This window comes from Roseateles flavus, from assembly GCF_039872765.1.
Taxonomy (GTDB): domain Bacteria; phylum Pseudomonadota; class Gammaproteobacteria; order Burkholderiales; family Burkholderiaceae_C; genus Roseateles_B; species Roseateles_B flavus.
In genome coordinates this window covers 141,528-164,205 of sequence record NZ_JBDPZC010000002.1, presented here as the reverse complement: position 1 = coordinate 164,205, position 22,678 = coordinate 141,528, and the positions used below count along the sequence as shown (strand labels likewise).

Sequence of the window (22,678 nt, the reverse complement as noted above, 5' to 3'; positions counted from 1 at the left end):
GGCGGGCCTGACCCGCGCCTTCGCCGATGCGGGACCGGCGTCGCCATGCTGGATCGGGTCCGTGAAGTCCAACATCGGCCATTGCGAGGGCGCGGCCGGCGTCGCGGCCCTCACCAAGGTGCTGCTGCAGCTGCAGCACGGCCAGATCGTGCCCTCGCTGCATTCCAGCGAGCTGAACCCGCACCTCCAGATGGCCGCCACGCCCTGGGTCATCAACCAGTCGCTGCGGGCCTGGCAGCGCCCCACCGTGGACGGTCGGACGCTGCCACGCGCCGCCGGGGTGTCGTCCTTCGGTGCCGGAGGGACCAATGCCCATCTGCTGCTGACCGAGTACGAAGCTCCCGCTGAGGGAGCTGCGCCGCCGGAGCCCGTGCCGCTGCCGTCGGCCGTCGTCGTCCCCCTGTCCGCCCGAAGCCCGGAGCGTCTGGGGGCCTATGCACGGCGCCTGCAGGACTTTCTCCAGCGTCACGCGCAGGGCCTCGAGAAGGCGGATCTCCGCCTGGTCGACCTGGCCTGCACCCTGCAGCGCGGCCGCGTCGCCATGCCGGAACGCCTGGCCCTGGTGGTCGACTCGCTGGCCCAGCTCAGAGCGGCGCTGGCAGCCTTCATCGACGGGCAGCTGACCCACCCGGCTCTCCACGTGGGGCGTGTGCAGGCAGGGCAGGGGGAACAAGCCCCCGGCCTTGCCGCTGACGACGCCGCGCTGCTGGCGGCCCGCTGGGTGCGCGGTGAGCTCGGGGCATGGCCTGTCCAGGGCGCCTTGCTGAAGCCCCGGCGCATCGGCGTGCCCACCTACCCCTTCCTGCGGGATCGCTACTGGCTCAAGCCCCTTGCCGCCAGCACCGGCACGGCCGTGTCGGCCCCGGCGCCGGCGCCGGCGCCGGCCGTCCCCCTCGACCTTCAGACCCGCACCCTGCCCAGCCAGGAAGAGCGCATGACTTCGAACCCAGAGACACGCCGCGACGTCGCGCCAGCTCGCTCGCTGATCGAACTGACGCCCTTGCGCAGCGCCACGGAGGCCCATGCCGCCGAGGGCGTGGGCACGCGAGCCGCCGCCCCCATCGCCGCGCAGGCTGCGCAGCTGGAGAGCGACTTGCGAGCCAGCCTCGCCAGTGCGCTGTTCCTGCCGCTCCAGGCCATCGAACTGGATCGACCTTTTCATGAGCTCGGGCTCGACTCCATCGTTGGCGTCGAGTGGATCCGCGACATCAACCAGCGCTACCAGGCGTCGATCCGCGCGACCGACGTCTACGACTATCCCAGCGTGCGCGCGCTGGCCGGCCTGCTGCGAGGCAGCCTGGGCCAAGCCGCGGCAGGCGATGTCGTGACGCAGGGCGCGGTGCCGGCCGAGGCCCCTGCCGGCATGGGCCGGCCCCAGGATGGCGAGCCGGGCGTCCGGCTGCAGGAGCTGCAGCGGGCCTTGCAGCAGAGCCTGGCCGAATCCCTGCGCCTGACGCCTGAAGCCATCGATCCGACAGAGCCGTTTGCCCGCCTGGGGCTGGACTCCATCGTCGGCGTCGAATGGATCAAGGGCCTCAACGCGCGCTACGGCACGTCGCTGAAGGGCATGGATATCTATGACCATCCCACCTTGGCGGCCATGGCTGCCCTGGTGCATGAACGCCTGCATGAGGCACGGCCGGCTGCCGCCGACGCGGCCGCGGTGGCGAGCTCGGCAACCGCGCCCGCCCCGGGGGCAGCGCAGGTGACCCTGGCCCGTCCGCAGGCCCTGGTATCGCTGCAAGCGGCAGCAGCCACGGAGGGGGCATCAGCCGCGAACGCCGTCGCAGCGACGCCCCTCACTTCGCTCACGACGCCGGCAGTGGCTCCGCAGCAGCAGGCCCGCGATCCGGCCGGGCACCCGTCCGTCAGGGCCGGACGCGAGCGGATCGCGATCGTCGGCATGTCAGGCCGATATCCGGGCGCGCCCACCCTGCGCGAGTTCTGGGACAACCTGGCCGCCGGCCGGAGCAGCGTCGTCGAGATGCCCGACAGCCGCTGGTCCGTGGCCCGGCACTACGACCCGACACCGGGCACGGAGGGCAAGACCTACTGCAAGTGGATCGGCATGCTGGAGGACGTCGACTGCTTCGATCCGACCTTCTTCAGAATTTCTCCCGCCGAAGCGGAGGAAATGGATCCCCAGCACCGGCTGTTCCTGCAGGAGGGCTACCACGCCATCGAACGCATGGGTGTGGCACCGGCCTCCCTGTCGCAGCACAAGTGCGGCGTCTACCTGGGCCTGATGAACCACGAGTACGGCACCCTGGCCATGAAGAGCCGCGGCGCCGCGGCCGGCATCGGCAGCAGCTTTGCCATTGGTGCGGCGCGCCTGCCCTACTACCTGAACCTGAAGGGCCCCGCCATCCCGGTGGACACGGCCTGCTCGTCCTCCCTGGTGGCCACCCACCTGGCCTGCCAGGCCTTGCAGCGGGGCGAGATCGACCTGGCCCTGGCAGGGGGCTCGACCCTGTACCTGACCCCCGAGTCCTACGTCGGCATGTGTGCCGCCGGCATGCTGTCCCCGGACGGCCGCTGCAAGACCTTTGACGACGACGCCGACGGCTTCGTGCCAGGCGAGGGAGTCGGCGCGCTGGTGCTCAAACGCCTGTCCGATGCCGAGCGCGACGGTGACCCCATCCTGGGCGTCATCATCGCCTCGGGCATCAACCAGGACGGCCGCACCAACGGCATCACCGCCCCCAGTGGAGCCAGCCAGGCCGAGCTGCTCCGTGAGGTGTACGAGGGCCATGGCATCGATCCGCGCACCCTCAGCTACGTCGAGGCGCATGGCACGGGCACGAAGCTGGGCGACCCCATCGAGCTCCGTGCGCTGGAAACGACCTTCCGGGCCTACACGGACGAGACGGGCTTCTGCGCGCTGGGGTCGGTGAAGAGCAACGTCGGTCACACCTCGGCGGCCGCAGGCATGGCCAGCGTGCACAAGGTGCTGCTGTGCATGGCCCACCGGGAGCTGGTGCCAACGCTGCACTTCTCGACGCCGAACCGGCATTTCGACTTCCTGCAGTCGCCGTTCTTCGTCAACACCGAGCGCCAGCCCTGGCCGGCCGTCCCTGGCCAGGCGCGCCGCGCGGCCGTGAGCTCCTTCGGCTTCAGCGGCACCAATGCGCACCTGGTGATCGAGGAGTATGTGAAGCCGTCGCCGCACCGGGCGGCGCCCGCGCAGCAGCCGCCATCCCGCGTGCTGCTGCCCATCTCTGCACGCGACCCGGACCGGCTGCGCGCCTATGCACGAGAGGTGTTGAACCACCTCCAGCGCCACGCGGCTGAAGCGGAGGCACCGCACTGGCTCGCCGATTTCGCCTACACGATGCAGGTGGGTCGTGACGAGATGGAGGAGCGCCTGGCACTGGTGGCCGGCAGCGCGCAGGAGCTGGCGGCGCAGCTGGAGCGCTACCTCGAGCGCGGCGAGATGGGCGAGGGGGTCAGCAGCGGCCGTCTGCAGGCCGACGCCGCCCTGGGCGCGGCCTTGTTCAACGACGAGGAATTCGCACTGACGCTGCAGGGCTGGATCCGCAAGGGGAAGGTCGAGCGCATCGCGGCGCTGTGGGTGCAGGGCCTGTCCGTCGCCTGGCCGCAGCTCTATCAGCATCTGCCGGCCGAGGCGCGCCCCCTGCGCCAATCGGGCCCGAGCTATCCCTTTGCCAAGCTGCGATGCTGGGTCGAGGCACCGGCCGCGGGACAGGAGACGGCACAGGAGACGGCACAGGAGACGGCACAGGAGGCAGGGCTCGTCAGCCTCGCGCCCCGGGCGCTGGCGACGGACGCCGGCACGGCCGAGTGCCTGACCTATGTCCCGACCTGGAACGAAGTGCCCTGGCCCGCGCAAGACCCCGCCGTGCGACACCCCCGTCCATCCCTGGGCAAAACCCTGGTCGTGCACCGGGGCCCGGCCTGGGGCCTGGTCGACGCCCTGGCTCAGCGCAGCCCCGGTGACGCCTTCACGGCCTGGAACCTGGACGCCGCCGGGGAGTCGCTGGCCGCCGCCGGCACCGCCGAGACCCAGGACCTGGAGCGGCTTGATGCCCGCCTGCGCGCGCAGGGGCTTCCCCAGGAGGTGTTCTTCCTGGCCGGCTGTCGCGAGCCGTACTCCCCTGGCCTGGCCACGACGGCACAGCCGGACAGCGACGAAATCGCCCTGCTGCGCCTGGTGCAGGCGCTCGCGCGCACCCTGGGCTCGACGGACCTGGTGGACTTGTACGTGCTGACGCTGGACCAGCATCCCCTGGGTGAAGGCGCAGCCAAGCCCTGGGGGGCGGGCGTGTCAGGCTTGGCCTACGCCGTCGCGCAAGGCGACCATCGCTTCCATGTGCGCAATGTCGATCTGTCTCTCAGTGATCTCGGCGGAGGCAGCACCCCCTCGGACACGCAGGCGCTGCTGCGCCAGCTGCTCACCCTGGAGCCAGCCGACCGCGGTGCCTTGACCAAGCTGCGATCGGGTCGCGCCTACCGGCAGGGCTTCCTCCGGCTGCCGGCGTCGCCGACGCGGCAGGACCAGGGGCTGCGCCAGAAGGGGGTCTACCTGATCCTCGGGGGCAGTGGGCATGTCGGGCAGGCCCTGACCCGGCAGCTGATGCGGCGCTACCAGGCCCAGGTGGTCTGGATGGGACGCAGCGCGCCCGAGGCCGCGGCCGTGCGGGCGGCGATCGACCGCTGCACGCTCGACGGTGCGGCCCCCGCCTATGTGCAGGCCGACGCGCTGGACGCGGACGCCCTGCGGCAGGCCGTCCAGGCGCTCAGGCAGCGATTCGGCAAGGTCGATGGGGCCATCTTCTCCGGCATGGTCTTCGATGCCGACCACACCGTGGCGGAGGTCCCGGAAGACCGCTTCCAGGAGATCCTGCGCATCAAGGCCGTGGGCAGCCGCCACTTCCATGAGGCCCTGCAGCACGAGGCCCTGGACTTCCTCTGCTACTTCTCGTCCGCGCAGGCCTACGCCTTCTCCGGCGCGACGCGGCTCGGTGCCTACGCCAGTGCCACGACGGCCGGGGATGCTTGGGTGCGTGCCCTGAGGTCCGCCGCAGCGTTCCCGGTGGGGACGATCCACTGGGGCTTCTGGGAGACATCGCTGCAGGACGCCGGGTCCCTGGATGCCCGGCATGTGGGCATGCTCAGCGACGAGGAAGGTTTCGACTGCTTCGAACAGTTCGTCGGCCTGTGCATGCATGGCCACGCCCTGCGCGAGATGGTCTGCATGCGCGCCTCCGGCGATGTGGAGCAGCTCATGGGGGTGTCCCAGGACGAGGTCCTGTCCCTCGGCACCGGTGGGTCGGAAGCGCTGCCCTGGATGTCTGCCAGCCTGGCGGACGCCAGCGCGCCGGCCATCGCGGCGATGGCCGCGCAGGCGCGCGTCCTGGAAAGCTGGCTGCTCAGGTTGACCTATGCCACGGTGGCCCCGCTGCTGCAAGGTTTCACCGCCCCCGCAGGCTTCCATGCGCGCTGGTGGCAGGAAACCCTGCAGCTGCTCGAGGCGAATCAGCTGATCTGCCTGGAGAACGGCGTGCCCCGGTGCCTGGCAAGGCCCGAGCCGGTCGAGGCCCTGTGGCAGGACTGGAAGGCCTTCCAGGCGCAGACGCTGCGTCAGGGCGACGGCGGACGCAGCGCCCAGTTCACGCTGGTCGATGCCTGCCTGCAGGCCTTGCCGGAAGTGCTCGGCGGTGCCGTGCTGGCTGCGGACGTGCTGTTCCCGCAGGGCTCCATGGCCCTGGTCGAGGGCCTCTACCGGAACAACCCCAAGTCCGATCTGTTCAATGCCGTGCAGGCCCAGGCCTTGCGCCACTACGTCCAGGTGCAGGTCGACCAGGGCCGGACCGCGCCGATCCGCATCCTCGAGATCGGCGCCGGCACCGGCGGGACCACCGTGCCGATGCTGAAGGCACTGGAAACCGTGGCCGCGCATGTGGGCGAGTACCACTTCACGGACGTCTCCAAGGCCTTCCTGATGCGTGCGGAAGAGCTGTGGGGACAGCACTGCCCCTATCTGCGCACGGGCCTCTTCGACGTGGAGCGGGCCCTGGCGCCCCAGGGCATCGCGCAGAGCCACTACGACGTGGTCATCGCGACCAACGTCCTGCACGCCACGCGCAATGTCCGCGTGGCCCTGCGCAACGCCAAGGCCTGCCTGCGGACTGGTGGTCTGCTGCTGCTGAGCGAGATCAGCGAGAAGTCCTTGTTCACGCACCTGACCTTCGGGCTGCTGGAAGGCTGGTGGCTGCATGAGGATGCCTCGCTCCGCGTGCCGGGAAGCCCGGTCCTGAGCCCGCAGACCTGGCGTGAGGTGCTGGAGGACGAGGGCTTCTCGGACATCCGGCATCTGGCCGCAGCCGGCCATGCCGCCGGCCAGCAGGTGGTCCAGGCCAGCAGCAACGGCTTGATCCGCCAGCAGACGGCAGCCCCGACGAACCGCCACCCGGACCGCCCGCGCGATGCGAGCAGCCGGCCGGCCCGCGCCGTGACTGCGGGCGTCGCCTCGGACGCCTCGCTCCGGGACCTGGTGAGCGCGGAGATCCGCCGCGCCATGCAGGCCTCCCTGAAGTTGCCGGCGGAGCAGATCCGGGACGACGTTCCCTTCATCAACTACGGCATCGACTCCATCCTGGGCGTGCGTTTCATCGACACGCTGAAGGCGGCCCTGGACATCCCGCTCAAGACCGCAACCATCTTCGAATACGCCACCGTCCGGGACCTGGCCACTTTCATCGCGGGCCGCCATGCCGAGGCGATCCGCCTGAAGCTGGAGGGCGCAGCGAACGCGTCGCCCCGCGAGCTGGAGGCTCGCGCCGTGGCGCCCGAAGTGGCCGCCCCTGCGCAGGCCCTGGCGGCATCCGCGACTGCGGCGCCGGCAGCGGAGGCGGGGGTGGCCGACGGGGCCGACCGCGAGCTGGCCCGCGAGTCCGACATCGCCGTCGTCGGCATGGCCGGCCTGTTCCCCGGTGCGTCCAGCGTCGAGGCCTTCTGGGAGCTGCTGACACAAGCGGGTGACGAGCCCGGCCCGCCGCCGAACCGGGGGCTGCTCGAGGGCGGCCGCGCCTTCGACCATGACTTCTTCCAGCTGTCGCCAGAGGAAGCGGCCGCCATGCACCCCTACCAGCGCCTGGTGCTCCAGGAGTGCTGGAAGGCGCTGGAGAACGCTGCGATGCCAGCCCAGTCCCTGGCCGGGGCCCGGATGGGCGTGTTCGCCGGCGCGGAGCCGACGGGCTACCGGTCCAGCACTTTTGCCGGTGCCTCGGATGCCCTGATCGCCTCGCGCGTCTCGTACCACCTGAACCTGCGCGGGCCGGCCTACGTCATCAACACGGGCTGCTCCTCGGGTGGCGTTGCCATTCATCTGGCCTGCGAGAGCCTGCGGCGCGGGGAGACGGACGGGGCCCTGGCCTGCGGCGTCTTCGCGGCCATGGGGCCGGACATGACCGGCACTCTGGAGCAGGCCGGCATGCTGTCGACCGGAGGCCGATGCCGCAGCTTCGATGCCTCAGCCGATGGCACCGCCTTCGCCGAGGGCCTGGGCGTTGTCGTGCTCAAGCGGCTGTCGGATGCCCTGGCCAGCGGTGACCCTATCCACGGCATCATCCGGGCCTCCGGCGTCAACCAGGACGGCACCAGCAACGGCATCCTGGCACCGAATGGCGTGGCCCAGGAGGAGCTGATCGTCGACGTCTACCGACGCTTCTCGATCGACCCCGAACGCATCGACTACGTGGAGGCCCATGGCACCGGCACGCTGCTGGGCGATGCCGTCGAGGTGAATGCGCTGGCCCGGGCGTTCAGCCGCTTCACCGACAGGAGCGATTTCTGCGCCCTGGACAGCGTCAAGGCCACCATCGGCCATACGGCGGCGGCGTCGGGCGTGATCGGGCTGATCAAGGTGCTCCTGGCCCTCCAGCATCGGACGATGCCGGGCCTGCGGGGCTGGGACCAGCCCAACCCCATGATGGACCTCGAGGGCTCCGCCTTCCACTTTGCCAAGGGACGCCAGCCCTGGCCCGCTGGCGCGCCGCGGGCCCCGCGCCAGGCCGCCCTGAACGTGTTCGGGCATAGCGGCACCAATGTGCACCTGGTGGTCCAGGAGCATCTGCCGGTCCGCCAGGGCCTGGGTCAGGGCCGGATTGGCCGCGATGTGAGCCGGCTGGAGGCCGTGCCCCTGTCGGCCACGAGCCGCCAGGCCCTGCGGGACTACGCTGAGGTGCTGAAGGCCTTCCTCCTGGCGGCGGACGAGGCCCCGGGGCCGGGCCGGCAAGCCCTTCGCCTCAGGGATGTGGCCCACACGATGCAGGCCGGCCGCTCCGCACTGGCCTACAGGCGGGTGCTGCTGGCCACCGATCTCGCCGGGCTCATCGACAGGCTGGACGACGTCCTGCAGCAGCGCAGCTCGCCCGACCTGATCGACGGCGAGACGGCCCTGCAGGAAGCGGCACCGACGTCCCGCGACGCCGAGGAGCGCCGCCTGCGGCAGGCGGCATGGCAATGGGCCTCGGGTGGCGCGGTCGTCTGGCCAGTGGCGGAGGGCGCCGATGCGGCCACGGCGCCAGTGCGCCTCCACCTGCCCGTGCTGCCGCTGGGCAATGCGCGGTCGGCGGTACCGTCGCCGCACGCCCCGACCGCTTCAAGCCGAGCCGCAGCCGCGCTGGCGCAGGAGGAGGCGCACTGGCTGCGTCGACAGGTCGGCACCCTGCTGGGCGTGCCTGCCGAGCGGGTGGACAGCCGGCGCAGTCTGGTCGACCAGGGCTGCAGCTCGCTCGACCTTGTTGCCCTGGCTCAAGCGATCCAGCGGGAGCTGGACAGCCGCCTGAGGCCCAGTGCCCTGCTTGACTACCCCACGATCGAAGGGCTGGCGGCCCATCTGGCCGAGCGCCGCACCCAGGGGCGGGCGTCCAGCGCCGCGTCGGGGCCGGTTCCGGCATGCGCACCGCAGGCGCCAGCGGCCGCACCGGCAGGAATGCCGAAAGCGGGCCCGGAGGCCGCCCCGACGCCCGAGGTGCTGGCGCTGCTGGCCAGCCTGGAAGGCGGCCGACTGAGCCTGGACGAAGCCATTTTCTGCATTGAGAGTACCCAATGAAAGTCATGATCAGCGACGCGATTCAAGCGTACAGAACGGGCCGGCTGTCGCTCGACGCTCTGGTGGGCGAACTTCGCGGCGCAGCGCGTGAAAGCCAGACGGCGCAGGCCTTGTCCGAAGGCCAGCGGGGGATCTGGGCCCTGCAGAAGCGGCAGGCCACAAGCCAGGCCTACACCATCCCCCTGTGCTTTGCCGTCAGGAATCTCGACCTCGACGCCTTTCGCCGGGCCTGCCGGCATGTCGTGAGGCAGTACCCCATCCTGCATTCGGCGATACAGACGCTGGATGGTGAACCCCGGCGCGTCATGGCCAGCGGCGCTTTCCCAGAACCCGTCCTGGAGCAGGTGGTCGACCTCCTGGGGGCTGGCGCAGAACGCGCTGCTATCGTGGACCACCTTCACCGCCAGATCCGCCAGCCCTTCTCGCTGGAGGTGGGGCCCCTGCTGCGCATCCACCTGCTCGGCCTGCAGGGCTGGCAGGGGCAGGACACACCAGCCGACGCCAGCCCCCTGACATCGGACCACACCCTTGTGGCACTGCATGTCCACCACATCGTCTTCGACGGCCAGTCGATGGTCGCCCTGGTCACGCGCCTGTTCGAGACCTACCGGCAGGCCATGCAAGGGCAGGAGCCCGTGCTTCAGGCCCTGGACGAGACCTTCGACGACTTCGTGCGCGAAGAGCAAGCCCTGCTCGCCAGCGAGGAGGGCGCGCGTCGCCTGGCCTACTGGCAGGAGCAGCTGGCGCAGCCGGCGCCGCCATTGCGCCTGTCCCTGGGCACCCCGCGGGCAGCCCGGGCGGCGCAGGGCCCGGGGGCTTGCCTGAGCGTACCGCTCGCCCCCGCGACCAGCGGCCGGGTGGACACGTTCCTGCAAGGCCAGCAGCTGTCGGCGTCCACGCTCTTCCTCGGCGTGCTGCACATCCTGCTGCACCGCTACAGCGGAGAGAGCGACCTGGTGATCGGCATGCCGGTCGATGCCCGAGGCGCCGGGCATTACCGCTCGGCGATGGGGCTCTTCATCAACATGCTGCCGCTGCGCACCCGTCTGCAGCCCGACCACACCGCCCTGGCCCTGTTCAAGCAGCTGCACCGGAGCCTGATCGACGGCATTGCCCTGCAGCTCCCCTTCGCGGCGCTGGTGAGGCAGCTGGGGCTCCAGGGCCAGGGCGAGGGAAGCCCGCTGTTCGACATCGCCTTCATGCACCAGGACTTCCTCGCCAGGCTGCCGGCAGACGACGCCGACGTCACGCCAATGCCCGAGTTCAGGCAGGAAGGCGTGTACGAGCTGGTCCTGGAGGTGCACGAGACGCAAGGCAGCTCCGGCCGCACGGACTTCACCCTGCATTGGAAGTCCCGGCCGGGCTCGCACGACGAGGCCGCGTTGCAGACCCTGGCACGCCACTACGCGCAGCTGCTGGACAGCGTGCTGTCCGAACCGTCGACCACGGTCGGCCGCTGCGCAATGCTGGCGCCGGCCGAGCAGCGCCAGCTGCTGGCGCTGGGGTCGGACACCGCGGTGGACTATCCCCGGGATGCTCGCGTCCCTCAGCTGATCGACCGGCACGCGCGGCATCGGCCCGATGCCGAGGCCGTGCGCTGCGGCGCTCGCTCGCTGAGCTACCGTCAGCTGAAGGAGGCCAGCGACGCCCTGGCCCGGCAGCTGCGCCAGCGCGGCCTGCGCACGGGCGACCGCGTGGCCGTGCAGCTGCGGCGGTCCACGGCCCTGGTCGTGGGCCTGCTGGCCGTGTGGAAGGCCTCGGGGGTGTACGTGCCGCTGGACCCGGACTATCCGGAGGACTGGGCAGACGCCATCCTGCGCGACAGCACGCCGCGCATCCTCCTCACCGAGTCTGCGCTGCAGGCACGCCTCCGGGCGGTGGCCGGGCAGGCGAGCGCACCGCTGGTGATCACGCTCGATGCGGAGCCCGCTGACGATGCGGCGCTGGAGGCCGGGGTCCTGGAGGAACGGACCGACGCAACGGAGCTGGCCTATGTCATCTACACCTCGGGTAGCACCGGCAAGCCCAAGGGTGTGATGATCCCGCACGGCGCGCTGACCAACTTCCTGCTGTCCATGGCCACGAGGCCCGGCCTGGCAGCTGACGACACCCTGCTGGCCGTCACTACCTGCAGCTTCGATATCGCCGTCCTGGAACTCTTCCTGCCGCTGGTCCAGGGGGCCCGGTGCGTGCTCAGCGAAGGCGCCACGGCCCGTGACGGTGCCGCGCTGCGTGCCCTGATCCAGCGCACCCGGCCGACTGTCATGCAGGCCACGCCGTCGACCTGGGAGCTGCTCCTGCATTCGGGCTGGCGCAACGAGGAAGGCCTGAAGGTGCTGTGCGGCGGGGACGCGATGTCCGCGTCGCTCAAGGGCAAGCTGCTGGCCTGTTCCGACGAGGTCTGGAACCTGTTCGGGCCTACCGAGACCACCGTGTGGTCCACCGTGGCGCGGGTGAGGGCGGAGGAGCCCGTCCATGTCGGCCACCCCATCGCCAACACGCGGGTGCGCATCATCGACCCGCACGGCCAGCTCGTGCCGGTGGGCGTGGCGGGCGAGCTGTGCATCGCCGGCGACGGCCTGGCGGCAGGCTATCTGAACCGGCCCGAGGAGACGCGCGCGCGCTTCGTGGCGGGCTTCGAGCATCCCGCGGGAAGCGGCCGCCTGGAGACCCTGTACCGGACAGGGGACCTGGCCAGGTGGCGCCCGGACGGCAGCATCGAGCACCTGGGCCGCATCGACTTCCAGGTGAAGATCCGCGGGCACCGCGTCGAGCTGCAGACGGTGGAGCACCACCTCGGCCTGCACCCGGCGCTCAAGGCCGCCGCGGTCGTGGCGCGCCAGCAGGAGGGCGTCCATCAGCTCGTCGCCTACTGCGTGCCGCACACCGCCGGCACGCCCGACGACTTCCGCGCGCTGGCCCGCCAGCTGCGCAGCCAGCTCTCGGCACAGCTGCCGGACTACATGGTGCCCTCCCTGTTTCTACCCCTCGAGTCCCTGCCCATGACGAACAACGGAAAGGTCAACCGCAAGGAGCTGGCCGATCGGCCGGTGTCCCTGCATGCAGGGCTCGCGCCCGCAAGGCCGCCGGCAGCGACCCGCCCGCGTCCTGATGCCTCGTCCATCGAGGCGCGCCTGCTGGCCCTGTGCGCCGAGGTCCTGAAGATCACCGACATGTCCGTGACCGACGGCTTCTTCGAGGCCGGCGCCGACTCGGTGACGATCGCCGTGATCGCCGACCGTGCCCTGCTGGCGTTCCAACCCGCAGCGCTGGATGTCGGGGACTTTTTCAAGCACCCCAATGTCGCGGCCCTCGCGGCCCTCCTGGCCCAACGCCTGGCGCAGACCGGCGAGCCGACCGCTGGCGCCATCACCGGCGAGCGTCACGCCGAAGTGGGCGGGCCGGTGGCGGACGCTGCTGCGCCCGGCGGCGCGCGACCGCTCGAGGCAGACGACGCACTGGCCATCGTGGGCATGTCCTGCGAGCTGCCCGGCGCCGCCGACCATCGCGAGTTCTGGCGCAACCTGGCGCGAGGCTGGGAAAGTGCGCGGTTCTTCAGCCCCGAGGAGCTCCGCGCCGCAGGCGTGCCGGAGTCGCGCATTCAGGAGCGGCATTACGTGCCGATGCAGCAGACCCTCGACGGGAAGGACCTGTTCGACCGGGCCTTCTTCAACCTGACGTCCAAGGACGCGCAGCTGATGGACCCGCAGTTCAGGCTGCTGCTCCAGCATGCCTGGAAGGCGATCGAGGACGCCGGCTACACGCGTGAGGCGATCGCCGATGCCGGCGTCTACATGTCCGCCTCGAACAGCTACTACCAGGCCTTGCTGAACCAGGCCGGCGGCATCGATGCCACCGACGAATACCAGGCCTGGCTGCTGGCTCAGGGCGGCACCATCCCGACCCGCATTTCCTATGAACTCGGCCTGACCGGCCCCAGCCTCTTCGTCCACTCGAACTGTTCATCGGGTCCGGTGTCTCTGGCTCTGGCGGCCCAGGCCCTGCGCACGGGCGAGTGCCGCCATGCCCTGGTTGGAGCCTCCACGGTGCTTCCGCAGGCGAGCATCGGCTATGTCCACCAGCCCGGGCTCAACCTGTCCAGCGATGGCCATTGCCGCACCTTCGACGCCCAGGCCAGCGGCCTGACGCCAGGCGAGGGGGTGGTCGTCCTGATGCTGAAGCGGGCCCGGGATGCAGTGGCGGACGGCGACCACATCTACGCCCTGCTGCGCGGCATCGCCGTCAACAACGATGGCGCCGACAAGGTCGGTTTCTACGCACCGAGCGTCGGCGGCCAGTCGCGGGTCATCCAGAAGGTGCTTGACGCCACAGGCATCCACCCGGAGACCATCGGCTACGTGGAAGCGCATGGCACCGGGACCAAGCTGGGAGACCCGGTGGAGGTCGCGGCCCTGACGGAGGTCTATCGCCGCTACAGCGAGAAGCGGCAGTTCTGCGCCATCGGCTCGGTGAAACCCAATATCGGGCATCTGGACACCGTGGCGGGTCTCTCGGGCTGCGTCAAGGTGGCCCTGAGCCTGGCGCACGGCGAAATCCCGCCGTCGATCAACTGCGAGGTGCCCAACCCCGCCATCGACTTCCAGCAGTCGCCCTTCTTCGTGGCGCGGGCCTTGCAGGCCTGGCCCGCGAGCGAGCCGGGCGGGCGGCGTCGCGCCGCGCTGAGCTCCTTCGGCATCGGCGGCACGAATGTGCACTTGATCATGGAGGCGGCCGAGCCCGTCACGGGGGAGGCGCCCGCCGTGGGCGGGCAGGCGGTGCTCGTTCCGCTGTCTGCGAAAAACCCGGATCGGCTGAAGGCCCAGGCCTCCCAGCTGCTCGCCTTCCTGGCACAGGAGCCGGCTGAGCTGCCCGCGCTCGACCGCCTGGCCTATACCTTGCAAGTGGGCCGCGAGGCCATGGCAAGCCGGGTGGCCTTCGTCGTGGACAGCCATCTGGCGCTGGCCCAGGCCCTGGACGCCTTCGTCGCGCAGGGCCATGGCGGCGCCGAGACTGGCCTTGCCGCGCCCGGGCAGGGCGCCCAGGGCCTGGCGCGCCTCTTGAGCGACGACCAGGGCATGGAGGGCCTGATCCGCGGCTGGGTCGAGGCCGGAAGCCTGTCCAAGATCGCGGCCGTGTGGACCCAGGGCGTCGACCTCGACTGGCGCCTCCTGCACCCGCATGGGCGGCCCCAGCGGGCCAGTCTGCCCACCTATCCCTTCGCGGCCGAGCGCTTTGCGCCGCTGCAGACGCTGGGCGCGGCGGGTGGGCCCGTCGCGGCGCCGCGGCAGGTCCCGGCCCCCTTTGCGCACACCCCGCGTGACGGCCTCGCCGCCCCGCTGCACCCCATGCTGCAGGAAGTCCTCCCGGTCGAGGCGACCCAGCCCCGCCGCCTGCGCCTGCGCTCCCGCTTCTCGGGCCAGGAGCGCTTCCTGGCGGACCACATGATCCGGGGTCGCCGCCTGCTGCCTGGTGTGGCCTATCTCGAGATGGCCCGCGCGGCGGCAGCGATCGCCCGTGGAGATGGCCGGGTGCGCCTGCAGTCCGTCGTGTGGATGTCGCCCATGGTCGTCGACCAGCCCGCCGAGGTCGTGCTGAGCCTCGACCCGGACGCTGACCTGGACGACGCCGGCGCGATGAAGTTCACCGTGAGCTCCGGCCGCGCCGATGGAAGCACGCCCCTGGCGCTGAACTGCCAGGGCGCCGTGCGTTTCGGGCCGGGCATGGACAGCGCCGAACCGGCGCGGGTGGACCTGTCGGCCCTGAGGGCGCGCTGCCCGCGTCGCGTGGCGGCGGAGCGCTTCTATGAGTACCTGGACAGCGGTGGTGGCAACTACGGGCCCAGCTTCAAGACGATCTCGGCCCTGTTCAAGGGCGAGAAGGAGGTGCTGGCGTCCCTGTCCCTGCCTGCCGCCGCCCAGCGGGGCGATGCCTTCGGCCTGCATCCCAGCATGATGGATGCGGCCTTCCAGATCGCGGACAGCCTCATCCTCCAGCCGCGTGCCAATGGGGGCTGCCTCCCCTTCTTCGTGAAGGAGCTGGTCGTGTGGCGGCCCATGGGCGAGCAGGCCCATGTCCATGTCCGCCTCAGCGACGATCCCGGCGGCAACACGGCCGTGGCGCGCTACGACATCGACTTCCTGAATGCTGAAGGGCAGGTCTGCGTGTCGATCCGCGAGTTCAGCGCCCGGGCAGAGACCGCCGACGGCGACGCCAATGCCAACCGCTACTGGGTGCGACGTCGGGGCGATGGCGCGGCGCCGCAGGCGGCCGTCGCCGCACGGCGTCCGGCCCGGCGCTTCGTCCCCGTGGAGCCGGAACGCTGGATGCTCGAGATGGACATCTTCCGGACCGGCGGCGTGTACTGGATCACCGGGGCCTGCAGCGGCCTGGCGCTGAACCTGGCCTGCCACCTGGGGCAGGTGCCAGGGGCAAGCCTCGTCCTCACCGACCTCCAGGCCCCGGACAGCGCCTGGCTGGAGCGCCTGCAGTCCTACCTCGTGAATGGCGCGAGGCTCGAGTTCATGGCGGGCGATCCCGCCGCGGACGGCCAGGCCCTCGTCGAGCGCATCCGGCAACGCCACGGGCCGATCACCGGCGTGCTGGCCTGCACCGAAGCCGCCACCCCTCCCGCACAGGGGCGCCTGCTGCCCGAGGCCCAGCTGAGGGCCCTGGACGAGGCGACCCGGGCCGAGTCCCTCGACTTCTTCATTGCCCTGCCTGTCGAGGCGACGGATGAGGCGCTGGCACCTGACGCCGCCATCCTCGCCTGGCTCGACGAGCGGGACGCCTGGGTGAAGGTGGGCATCCGCCACGGACGCAGCGCGGCCGTCTTCTGCCCTGAGCCCTTGCCCATGCCGCTGGCCCAGCCTCTGCTGCAGGGCATCGCATCGCGGCAGGTCCTGACGGTGGTGCAGGCCTTGCACTTCATCCTGCACCAGGGGGAGTCAGCGATGATCGTCGGCTGGAAGCCCGGCAGCGCCGGCCAGGGCCCTGACAAGGCAGGCCCCCTGCCCGTGGCGACTGCGGCCGCTGCGCCCGTGCAGGCGGACAGCCGCGCCGCAGCCCCCGCCAGCGCCGAGGGCCTGGCGGCGTTCATCCTGCGCCTGAAGTCCGAGGTGGCCGAGGTCATCAAGTCTGCAGAGCAAGACATCGACGAGCACCAGAACTTCGGCGACTACGGCCTGGACTCGCTGTCCTTGACCGCTCTGAGCAACCGCCTCAACGAGCGCCTGTCGCTGGGCACGCAGGCTGCGGGTCTCATGAACCCGACGACCTTCTTCGAGCGTCCCACCCTGCTGCAGATTGCCGAGTTCATGCTGGAGACCTACCCGGCCTTGAATGAGCGGCCGCAGCCTGCAGGACCTGCCGCAGTGCCCGCAGTGCCAGCCATCCAGCAGGCCGCAGCGGTGCCGCCGACCGTCTGGGCCCAGGCGCCGTCGCAGGCCCCGGCGGGGGCCGCGGCGATCGAGGATCGGGGCGACGACGTCGCGATCATCGGCATGAGCGGCAGGTTCCCTGGCGCCCGTGACGTGTCGGCGTTTGCCCGAAACCTGTTCGAGGGCAGGGACTGCATCACCGAGGTTCCTGCCGACCGTTGGGACTGGCGCGCCTGCACGCCGGAGGCCGCAGAGGATGCCTCGCTGCCCAGCAGCCGATGGGGCGGCTTCATCGACGGCTTGGCGGAATTCGATCCGCTGTTCTTCAACATCTCCCCGAGGGAGGCCTACCAGATGGACCCCTCGCACCGCCAGCTGCTGATGCATGCCTGGTGGGCCATCGAGGACGCCGGCTACAACCCCAGGGACCTGGCGGGCAGCAAGACGGCCTTGTTCGTCGGCGTGGCCCAGAGCGGCTACAGCGACCTGCGCAAGGCGGCCGGCGAGGGCATCGAAGGCAACTCCTTCCTGGGCGTCGTGCCCTCCATCGCCATCAACCGGATCAGCCACTTCCTGGACCTGCACGGCCCCAGCGAGCCGGTGGAGACGGCCTGTTCGTCGTCCCTGGTGGCCCTCCACCGGGCGGTCGTGAGCCTCGCCTGCGGGGATGCCGAGCTCGCGCTGGTCGGCGGCATGCAGACCATCCTGACGCCTCATGCCCACATCAGCTTTGGCAAGGCCGGCATGCTGGCCCCGGACGGCCGCTGCAAGACCTTCTCGGCGCAGGCGGACGGCTTTGTCCGCGGCGAAGGTGTCGGCATGCTGTTCCTGAAGCGCCTGAGTGCGGCGCGGCGGGACGGCGATGCCATCCACGGCATCGTCCGGGGCAGTGCCGTCAACCATGGCGGTCACTCCAACACCCTCACGGCGCCCAATCCGACGGCACAAAGGGAGGTCATCGTCCAGGCGCATGCCCGCGCCGCCGTGGACCCCAGGACCATCGGCTACCTCGAAGCGCATGGCACGGGCACGAAGCTCGGCGATCCCATCGAGATCAATGCGCTCAAGCAGGCCTTTGCGGAACGCCTGGCCGCCCAGCCGCAGAGCTCGCAGCGGCGCTGGGACAGCAGCTGCGCGCTGGGGGCCCTCAAGACCAATGTGGGTCACCTGGAGCTCGCTGCCGGTGTGGCGGGCGTGATCAAGGTGCTGCTGCAGATGAAGCACGGCCAGCGCGTGCGCAGCCTGCACTGCGAGGCACTGAACCCCTACATCGACCTGACCGACAGTCCCTTCTTCATCCCTCGCGACACCCTGGACTGGCCGCGGATCCCGGATGCCGACGGGCAGCCACTGCCACGTCGGGCGGGCGTCAGCTCCTTCGGCATCGGAGGGGTGAACGCGCACGTGGTCCTGGAAGAGCCGATGGACGACCGGCCGGCCCCGGCCGGCGCGGCCGCGGTGGACGCAGGACCGGCGGTGGTGCTGCTGTCGGCCAAGACCTCGGATCGCCTCATCGACGCAGCGCGTGCATTGCGCCAGTACGTCCAGGACATCGCCACGGAGGCCGCCCCTGGCGTCCCAGCTGCGCAACCGGCGCCGCGCCTGGCAGACCTGGCCTACACGCTGCAGGTCGGGCGCGAGGCCATGCCGGAGCGCGTGGGCTTTGTCGTGGCGTCGTGGGCTGAGCTGCAAGCCCGGCTGGCGGCCTTCGTCGCGGGCCAGGAGAGGGTGCCCGGCATGGCACGGGGCCGCGTGAAGGTCTCGAAGCATGCGCGAGCCGAAGAGGCCGCCGGCATGGCCGGCCTGGACCGCCTGCTGGACATCTGGATCGACGGCCGCAAGCTCGAGGCCCTGCTGGACGCCTGGGTCAAGGGCGCGTCGATCCCCTGGACCCGCCTCCATGAAATCGGCGGGTCGCTCGGTGTGCGCCGCGTGCACCTGCCGGGCTACCCGTTTGCGCGGGAACGCTACTGGATTTCGGAGTCGGCGGCCGTGGCCGCATCGGGCCCTGAAACCCAGACCGCCAGCGTGAATGCGGGTCGGTCCGCCCATCCTCTGCTGCCGGCGACGGCTGTCGAGGCCGCGACGGGGCGTGCCCGCCTCACCCTGAGCGGGCAGGAGGACTGCCTGCGCGACCATCAAGTGCAGGGCGATGCCGTGCTGCCCGGCGTGGCGCAGCTGGAGCTCGTGCATGAGGCGGTCCGTCTCGCCTGGCCCTCGGGGCCTGGGGCGACCACGGTCCGCCTGTCGAATGTGGCCTGGATTCGCCCGGTGCGGGTCAACAGCCCCGTGACCTTGCTCATCGAGCCGCCCGCCCCGGGGACAGGGCCTGGCCGCTTCAGCGTCCAGATCGAAGCCACCGGGGGCGAGCACTTCACGTGCTGCGAAGGGGTTGTGGGTGCCTCCGGGCCGGAGGAGGGCGCCCGCCTGGACCTGGCCTCCCTGCAGGCCGCCTTCGCGCAGGCCGAGGTGGTGGATCCTGCGCTCTGGTATGCCGCCTTCGAACGCGTGGGCATCGTGTATGGCCCCAGCCACCGAGGTCTTGCCTCGTGCCGGGTCAACGAGGCCGGCGTGCTCGCCCGGGTGCGTCTGCCGGTGTCCCAGCAGGCAGCGGCCGGCCGCTTCACGATGCATCCGGGCCTGCTGGATGCCGTCCTCCAGGCGGCCATCGGCCTGCGCCGGACGCCTGCGCATCAGGCCTCGGCTCGCCTGGCCTACCTGCCTTTCGCGCTGGACACCGTCGAGGTGCTGCGCGCCTGCGGCGACGCTGTCTGGGCCTGGTTGCGACCCGCTGCCGAGAGCGCCCCTGCGGCCCGCCGCAAGAAGGGCGAGGCGGCCGGCAGGCCAGGCGCGGACAAGATCGACATCGACGTCTGCGACGACAGCGGTGCCGTGTGCGTCCGGATGCGAGGCCTGTCCTCGCGCGCCCTGCATCGCCCGGGCACGGACTCGGTTCCGGCCACGACACCGTCGCCGGACGCCGCAGGGCCGCGTCCGGCCTCCGACACCCAGGTCGGGCTGCTGATGCGCTCAGTTCTCTGGAATCCGAAGGAGGTCCCGACCTCGCAGGACTCGCCCTTGTCGCTGAAGGACCGCAGCGCAGACGGCACCGGCATGCTGGTGCTGGGCGGGACCCGAGAGGAGCAGCAGGCCATCCAGGGCCTGTTCCCGGCCTGTCAGCTCAGCCACGATGCGGCCGACGGCCAGCGGCCGCAGGCCGAGGCGGCCCTGGCCCGTGCCCTGGCGCGCGGCCAGCCGGTGAACCACATCGTCTGGATCGCACCGGCTTCCCTCGACACCGCAAGCGCCGCGGGTCCGCAGGCCAGCGGGGAGGCGATCCTGGCGGCCCAGGAGCAGGGCGTGCTGGCGCTGTATCGCCACATCAAGATGCTGCTGGCCGCCGGCTACGGGGCCAAGGACCTGGCGTGGACGCTGCTCACGCAGCAGACGCACGCGACCAGCCCCGGCGACCGGGTGATCCCGACGCATGCGGGCATCCATGGTCTCGTCGGCGCCATGGCCAAGGAGTACCGCACGTGGAAGGTCCGCCTGCTCGACCTGCAGGCCGCCCGGGCCTGGCCTCTTGGCGCAATGTTCTCGGTCCCCTTCGACCCCGAAGGCAATGCCTGGGCCTGGCGCGATGGCTGTTGGCTGGCGCGCGAGCTGGTCGCCGTGCAGGACCTGCCTGCTGGCGATGGCGCGTACCGGCGAGGCGGGGTCTATGTGGTGATCGGCGGAGCGGGCGGCATCGGCATGGCCTGGAGCCGCTGGATGATCGAGCAGCACCAGGCGCGTATCGTGTGGATCGGTCGGCGCCCGGAGGACGCCGCCATCCGCCGCCAATGCGAAGCGCTGGGCCGGCTGGGCACCGCACCGGTCTACCTGTGTGCCGACGCCAGTGATCGCGACAGCCTGGCCGAAGCCCATCGCCGCATCGCGGCGCTCCGCTGGGATGGGCAGGCTCTTGCCACCCGCGGCGTGATCCATTCGGCCATCGTGCTGGCGGACGCCAGCCTGGCCACCATGGACGAGCCGCGCTTCCTGTCAGCCTGGCGTTCCAAGGCGGATGTCAGCGTGCAGATGGCGGCGGTCTTCGGTGCCGATCCGCTGGACTTCATGGTGTTCTTCTCGTCGATCACGGCCTACGGAAAGACGGCCGGGCAGTCCAACTATGCGGCCGGCTGCACCTTCAAGGATGCCTTCGCCACCTGGCTGGACCGGACGCTGCCCTTCCCGGTGAAGGTGGTGAACTGGGGCTACTGGGGGAGCGTCGGCGTCGTCAGCGATGCCAGCTACCGGGAGCGCATGGCGGCCGCCGGGTTTGGGTCCATCGAGCCCGACGAGGGCATGCGGGCTCTGGAGGCGCTGCTTGCCAGCCGCCTGCCCCAGGTGGCCGTGCTCAAGACGCTTCGCCCGGGCGTCGTGGGCCGGGCGGCCGGTCCTGCTGAGGAGCGGATCCTCCACTACCGCGACGTCGCCGGCACCCCGGCGAGCCAGGCGACCGCCCTGCAGGCCCTTGACTCGGCCTTGCAGCAATGTGCCCAGGACTGGACGCAACGCGCGGCCGATGTGGAACCGCGCAGCCCGGAGCTGGATGCGTTGATCGCCCGCGCCTTGCTGTGGGGCATGCTGCCCTTCCTCGACGGCCGCGAGGCGGCCCAGGCCAGGCATGGCCGCTGGCTCGAGGAGAGCCTCTCGGTCCTGCAGGAGCAGGGCTCCATCAGCCCGTGCACGGCAGCGGGCGGGCAGGCCTGGCAGGTGTCCGCCGCGGCCCGCGCCCAGGCGCTCAGCGCCTGGGCGGACTGGGAACAGCAGGCAGCGGGGTGGCCGCAGAACGACTACCGGCGCATCCCCATGAAGCTTGCCGAGGTCTGCCTGCGCGCCTTGCCCGACATCCTGGCCGGGCGCCAACTCGCCACGGAAGTCATGTTCCCGGGCTCCAGCATGGCCCTGGTGGAAGGGCTGTACAAGGGCAACCGCAAGGCCGACTTGTTCAACGAGATGGTCCATGACGCCGTGCTGGCCATCGCCCGCAGCGCCCCAAGCCCGCTCAGGGTGCTGGAAGTCGGCGCCGGGACCGGTGGGACGACGGCCGGGCTTCTGCGCAAGATCGCCGATCGAGGCGTGGCCCTCGAGGAGTACGTCTATACCGATCTCTCCCATGCCTTCCTCATGCATGCCCGGCAGCACTATGCGCCGATCGCGCCCTTCCTGAAGACCCAGATCTTCAACGCCGAGAAAGCCATCGAGGGGCAGGGCATCGAGGCGGGTCGCTTCGACGTGGTCATCGCGACCAATGTCCTGCACGCCACGCAGAACATCCGGCAGACCCTCCGCAACGTGAAGGCGACGCTGCGGGCCGGCGGTCTGCTGGTCCTGAATGAAATCAGCCACAAGACCCTGTTCAGCCATGTGACGTTCGGGCTGCTGGACGGCTGGTGGAATTACGATGACGCCGCCTTGCGCATCCCGGGCTCGCCAGGCCTCTACCAGGACAGCTGGCGTCAGGTGCTGCAGGACGAAGGGTACGAACGCGTGCTGTTCCCGGGCGAAGCCTTGCATGTGCACGGCCAGCAGCTGGTCATCGCGCAGAGCAACGGGCTGGTGCGGGCATCGTTCCCCGTGGCCGCCGCGACGGCGACCCCGCAACGGCAGGAGGCCCTGGTGCCACCGGCCCCGGCCGCACCGGATGCGCAGAGGGCAGTCCCCCCTGCTGAGGCCAAGCGCCCGCTGCCGACGCCCATGGCGCCGGCCGTGCCGGCGCAGGTGCCCGCCCCCAGGGACGGCACGCTGGCGGACATGCAGGCCTACCTGCGCCGCAAGCTGTCGGAGGTGCTGCAGCTGCCGCAGGACCGCATCGAGACTGATGCCTCCTTCGCCAGCTACGGCACCGACTCCATCATGGCCATGGCCCTCATCCGGGAGCTGGAGAAGGACCTGGGCAGCCTGCCCAAGACCCTGTTCTTCGAACATGAAGACATCGAGGAGCTGAGCGCCTATCTGCTGGAACGCGGCGATCTGCCGCAGGCGGTGGACGCTCCCCAGGCCGCGGCGGCTGCTCCTGCCGCGCTGGCGCCCGCTGCGACGCCTGCCCCGGCGAGCAGCACGCTGGCGGACATGCAGGCCTACCTGCGCCGCAAGCTGTCGGAGGTGCTGCAGCTGCCGCAGGACCGCATCGAGACTGATGCCTCCTTCGCCAGCTACGGCACCGACTCCATCATGGCCA

At 70.9% G+C, this 22,678-nt stretch carries 2 protein-coding genes (1 of these 2 running past the window's edge); both read left to right on the top strand.

Annotation, left to right across the window (positions count from 1 at the left end):
- Positions 1–9,076: the 3' portion of an SDR family NAD(P)-dependent oxidoreductase gene (locus tag ABDJ40_RS06560; protein ID WP_347607780.1), read on the top strand. The gene continues 7,391 nt to the left of window position 1, outside the view; the window shows 9,076 of its 16,467 coding nt (coding positions 7,392–16,467); its start codon lies beyond the left edge, outside the window; the stop codon is at positions 9,074–9,076.
- Positions 9,073–22,678, top strand: a 13,606-nt coding sequence (locus ABDJ40_RS06555; protein ID WP_347607777.1) for an amino acid adenylation domain-containing protein, incomplete at its 3' end; no start/stop codon positions are given. The genes ABDJ40_RS06560 and ABDJ40_RS06555, both read left to right, overlap by 4 nt.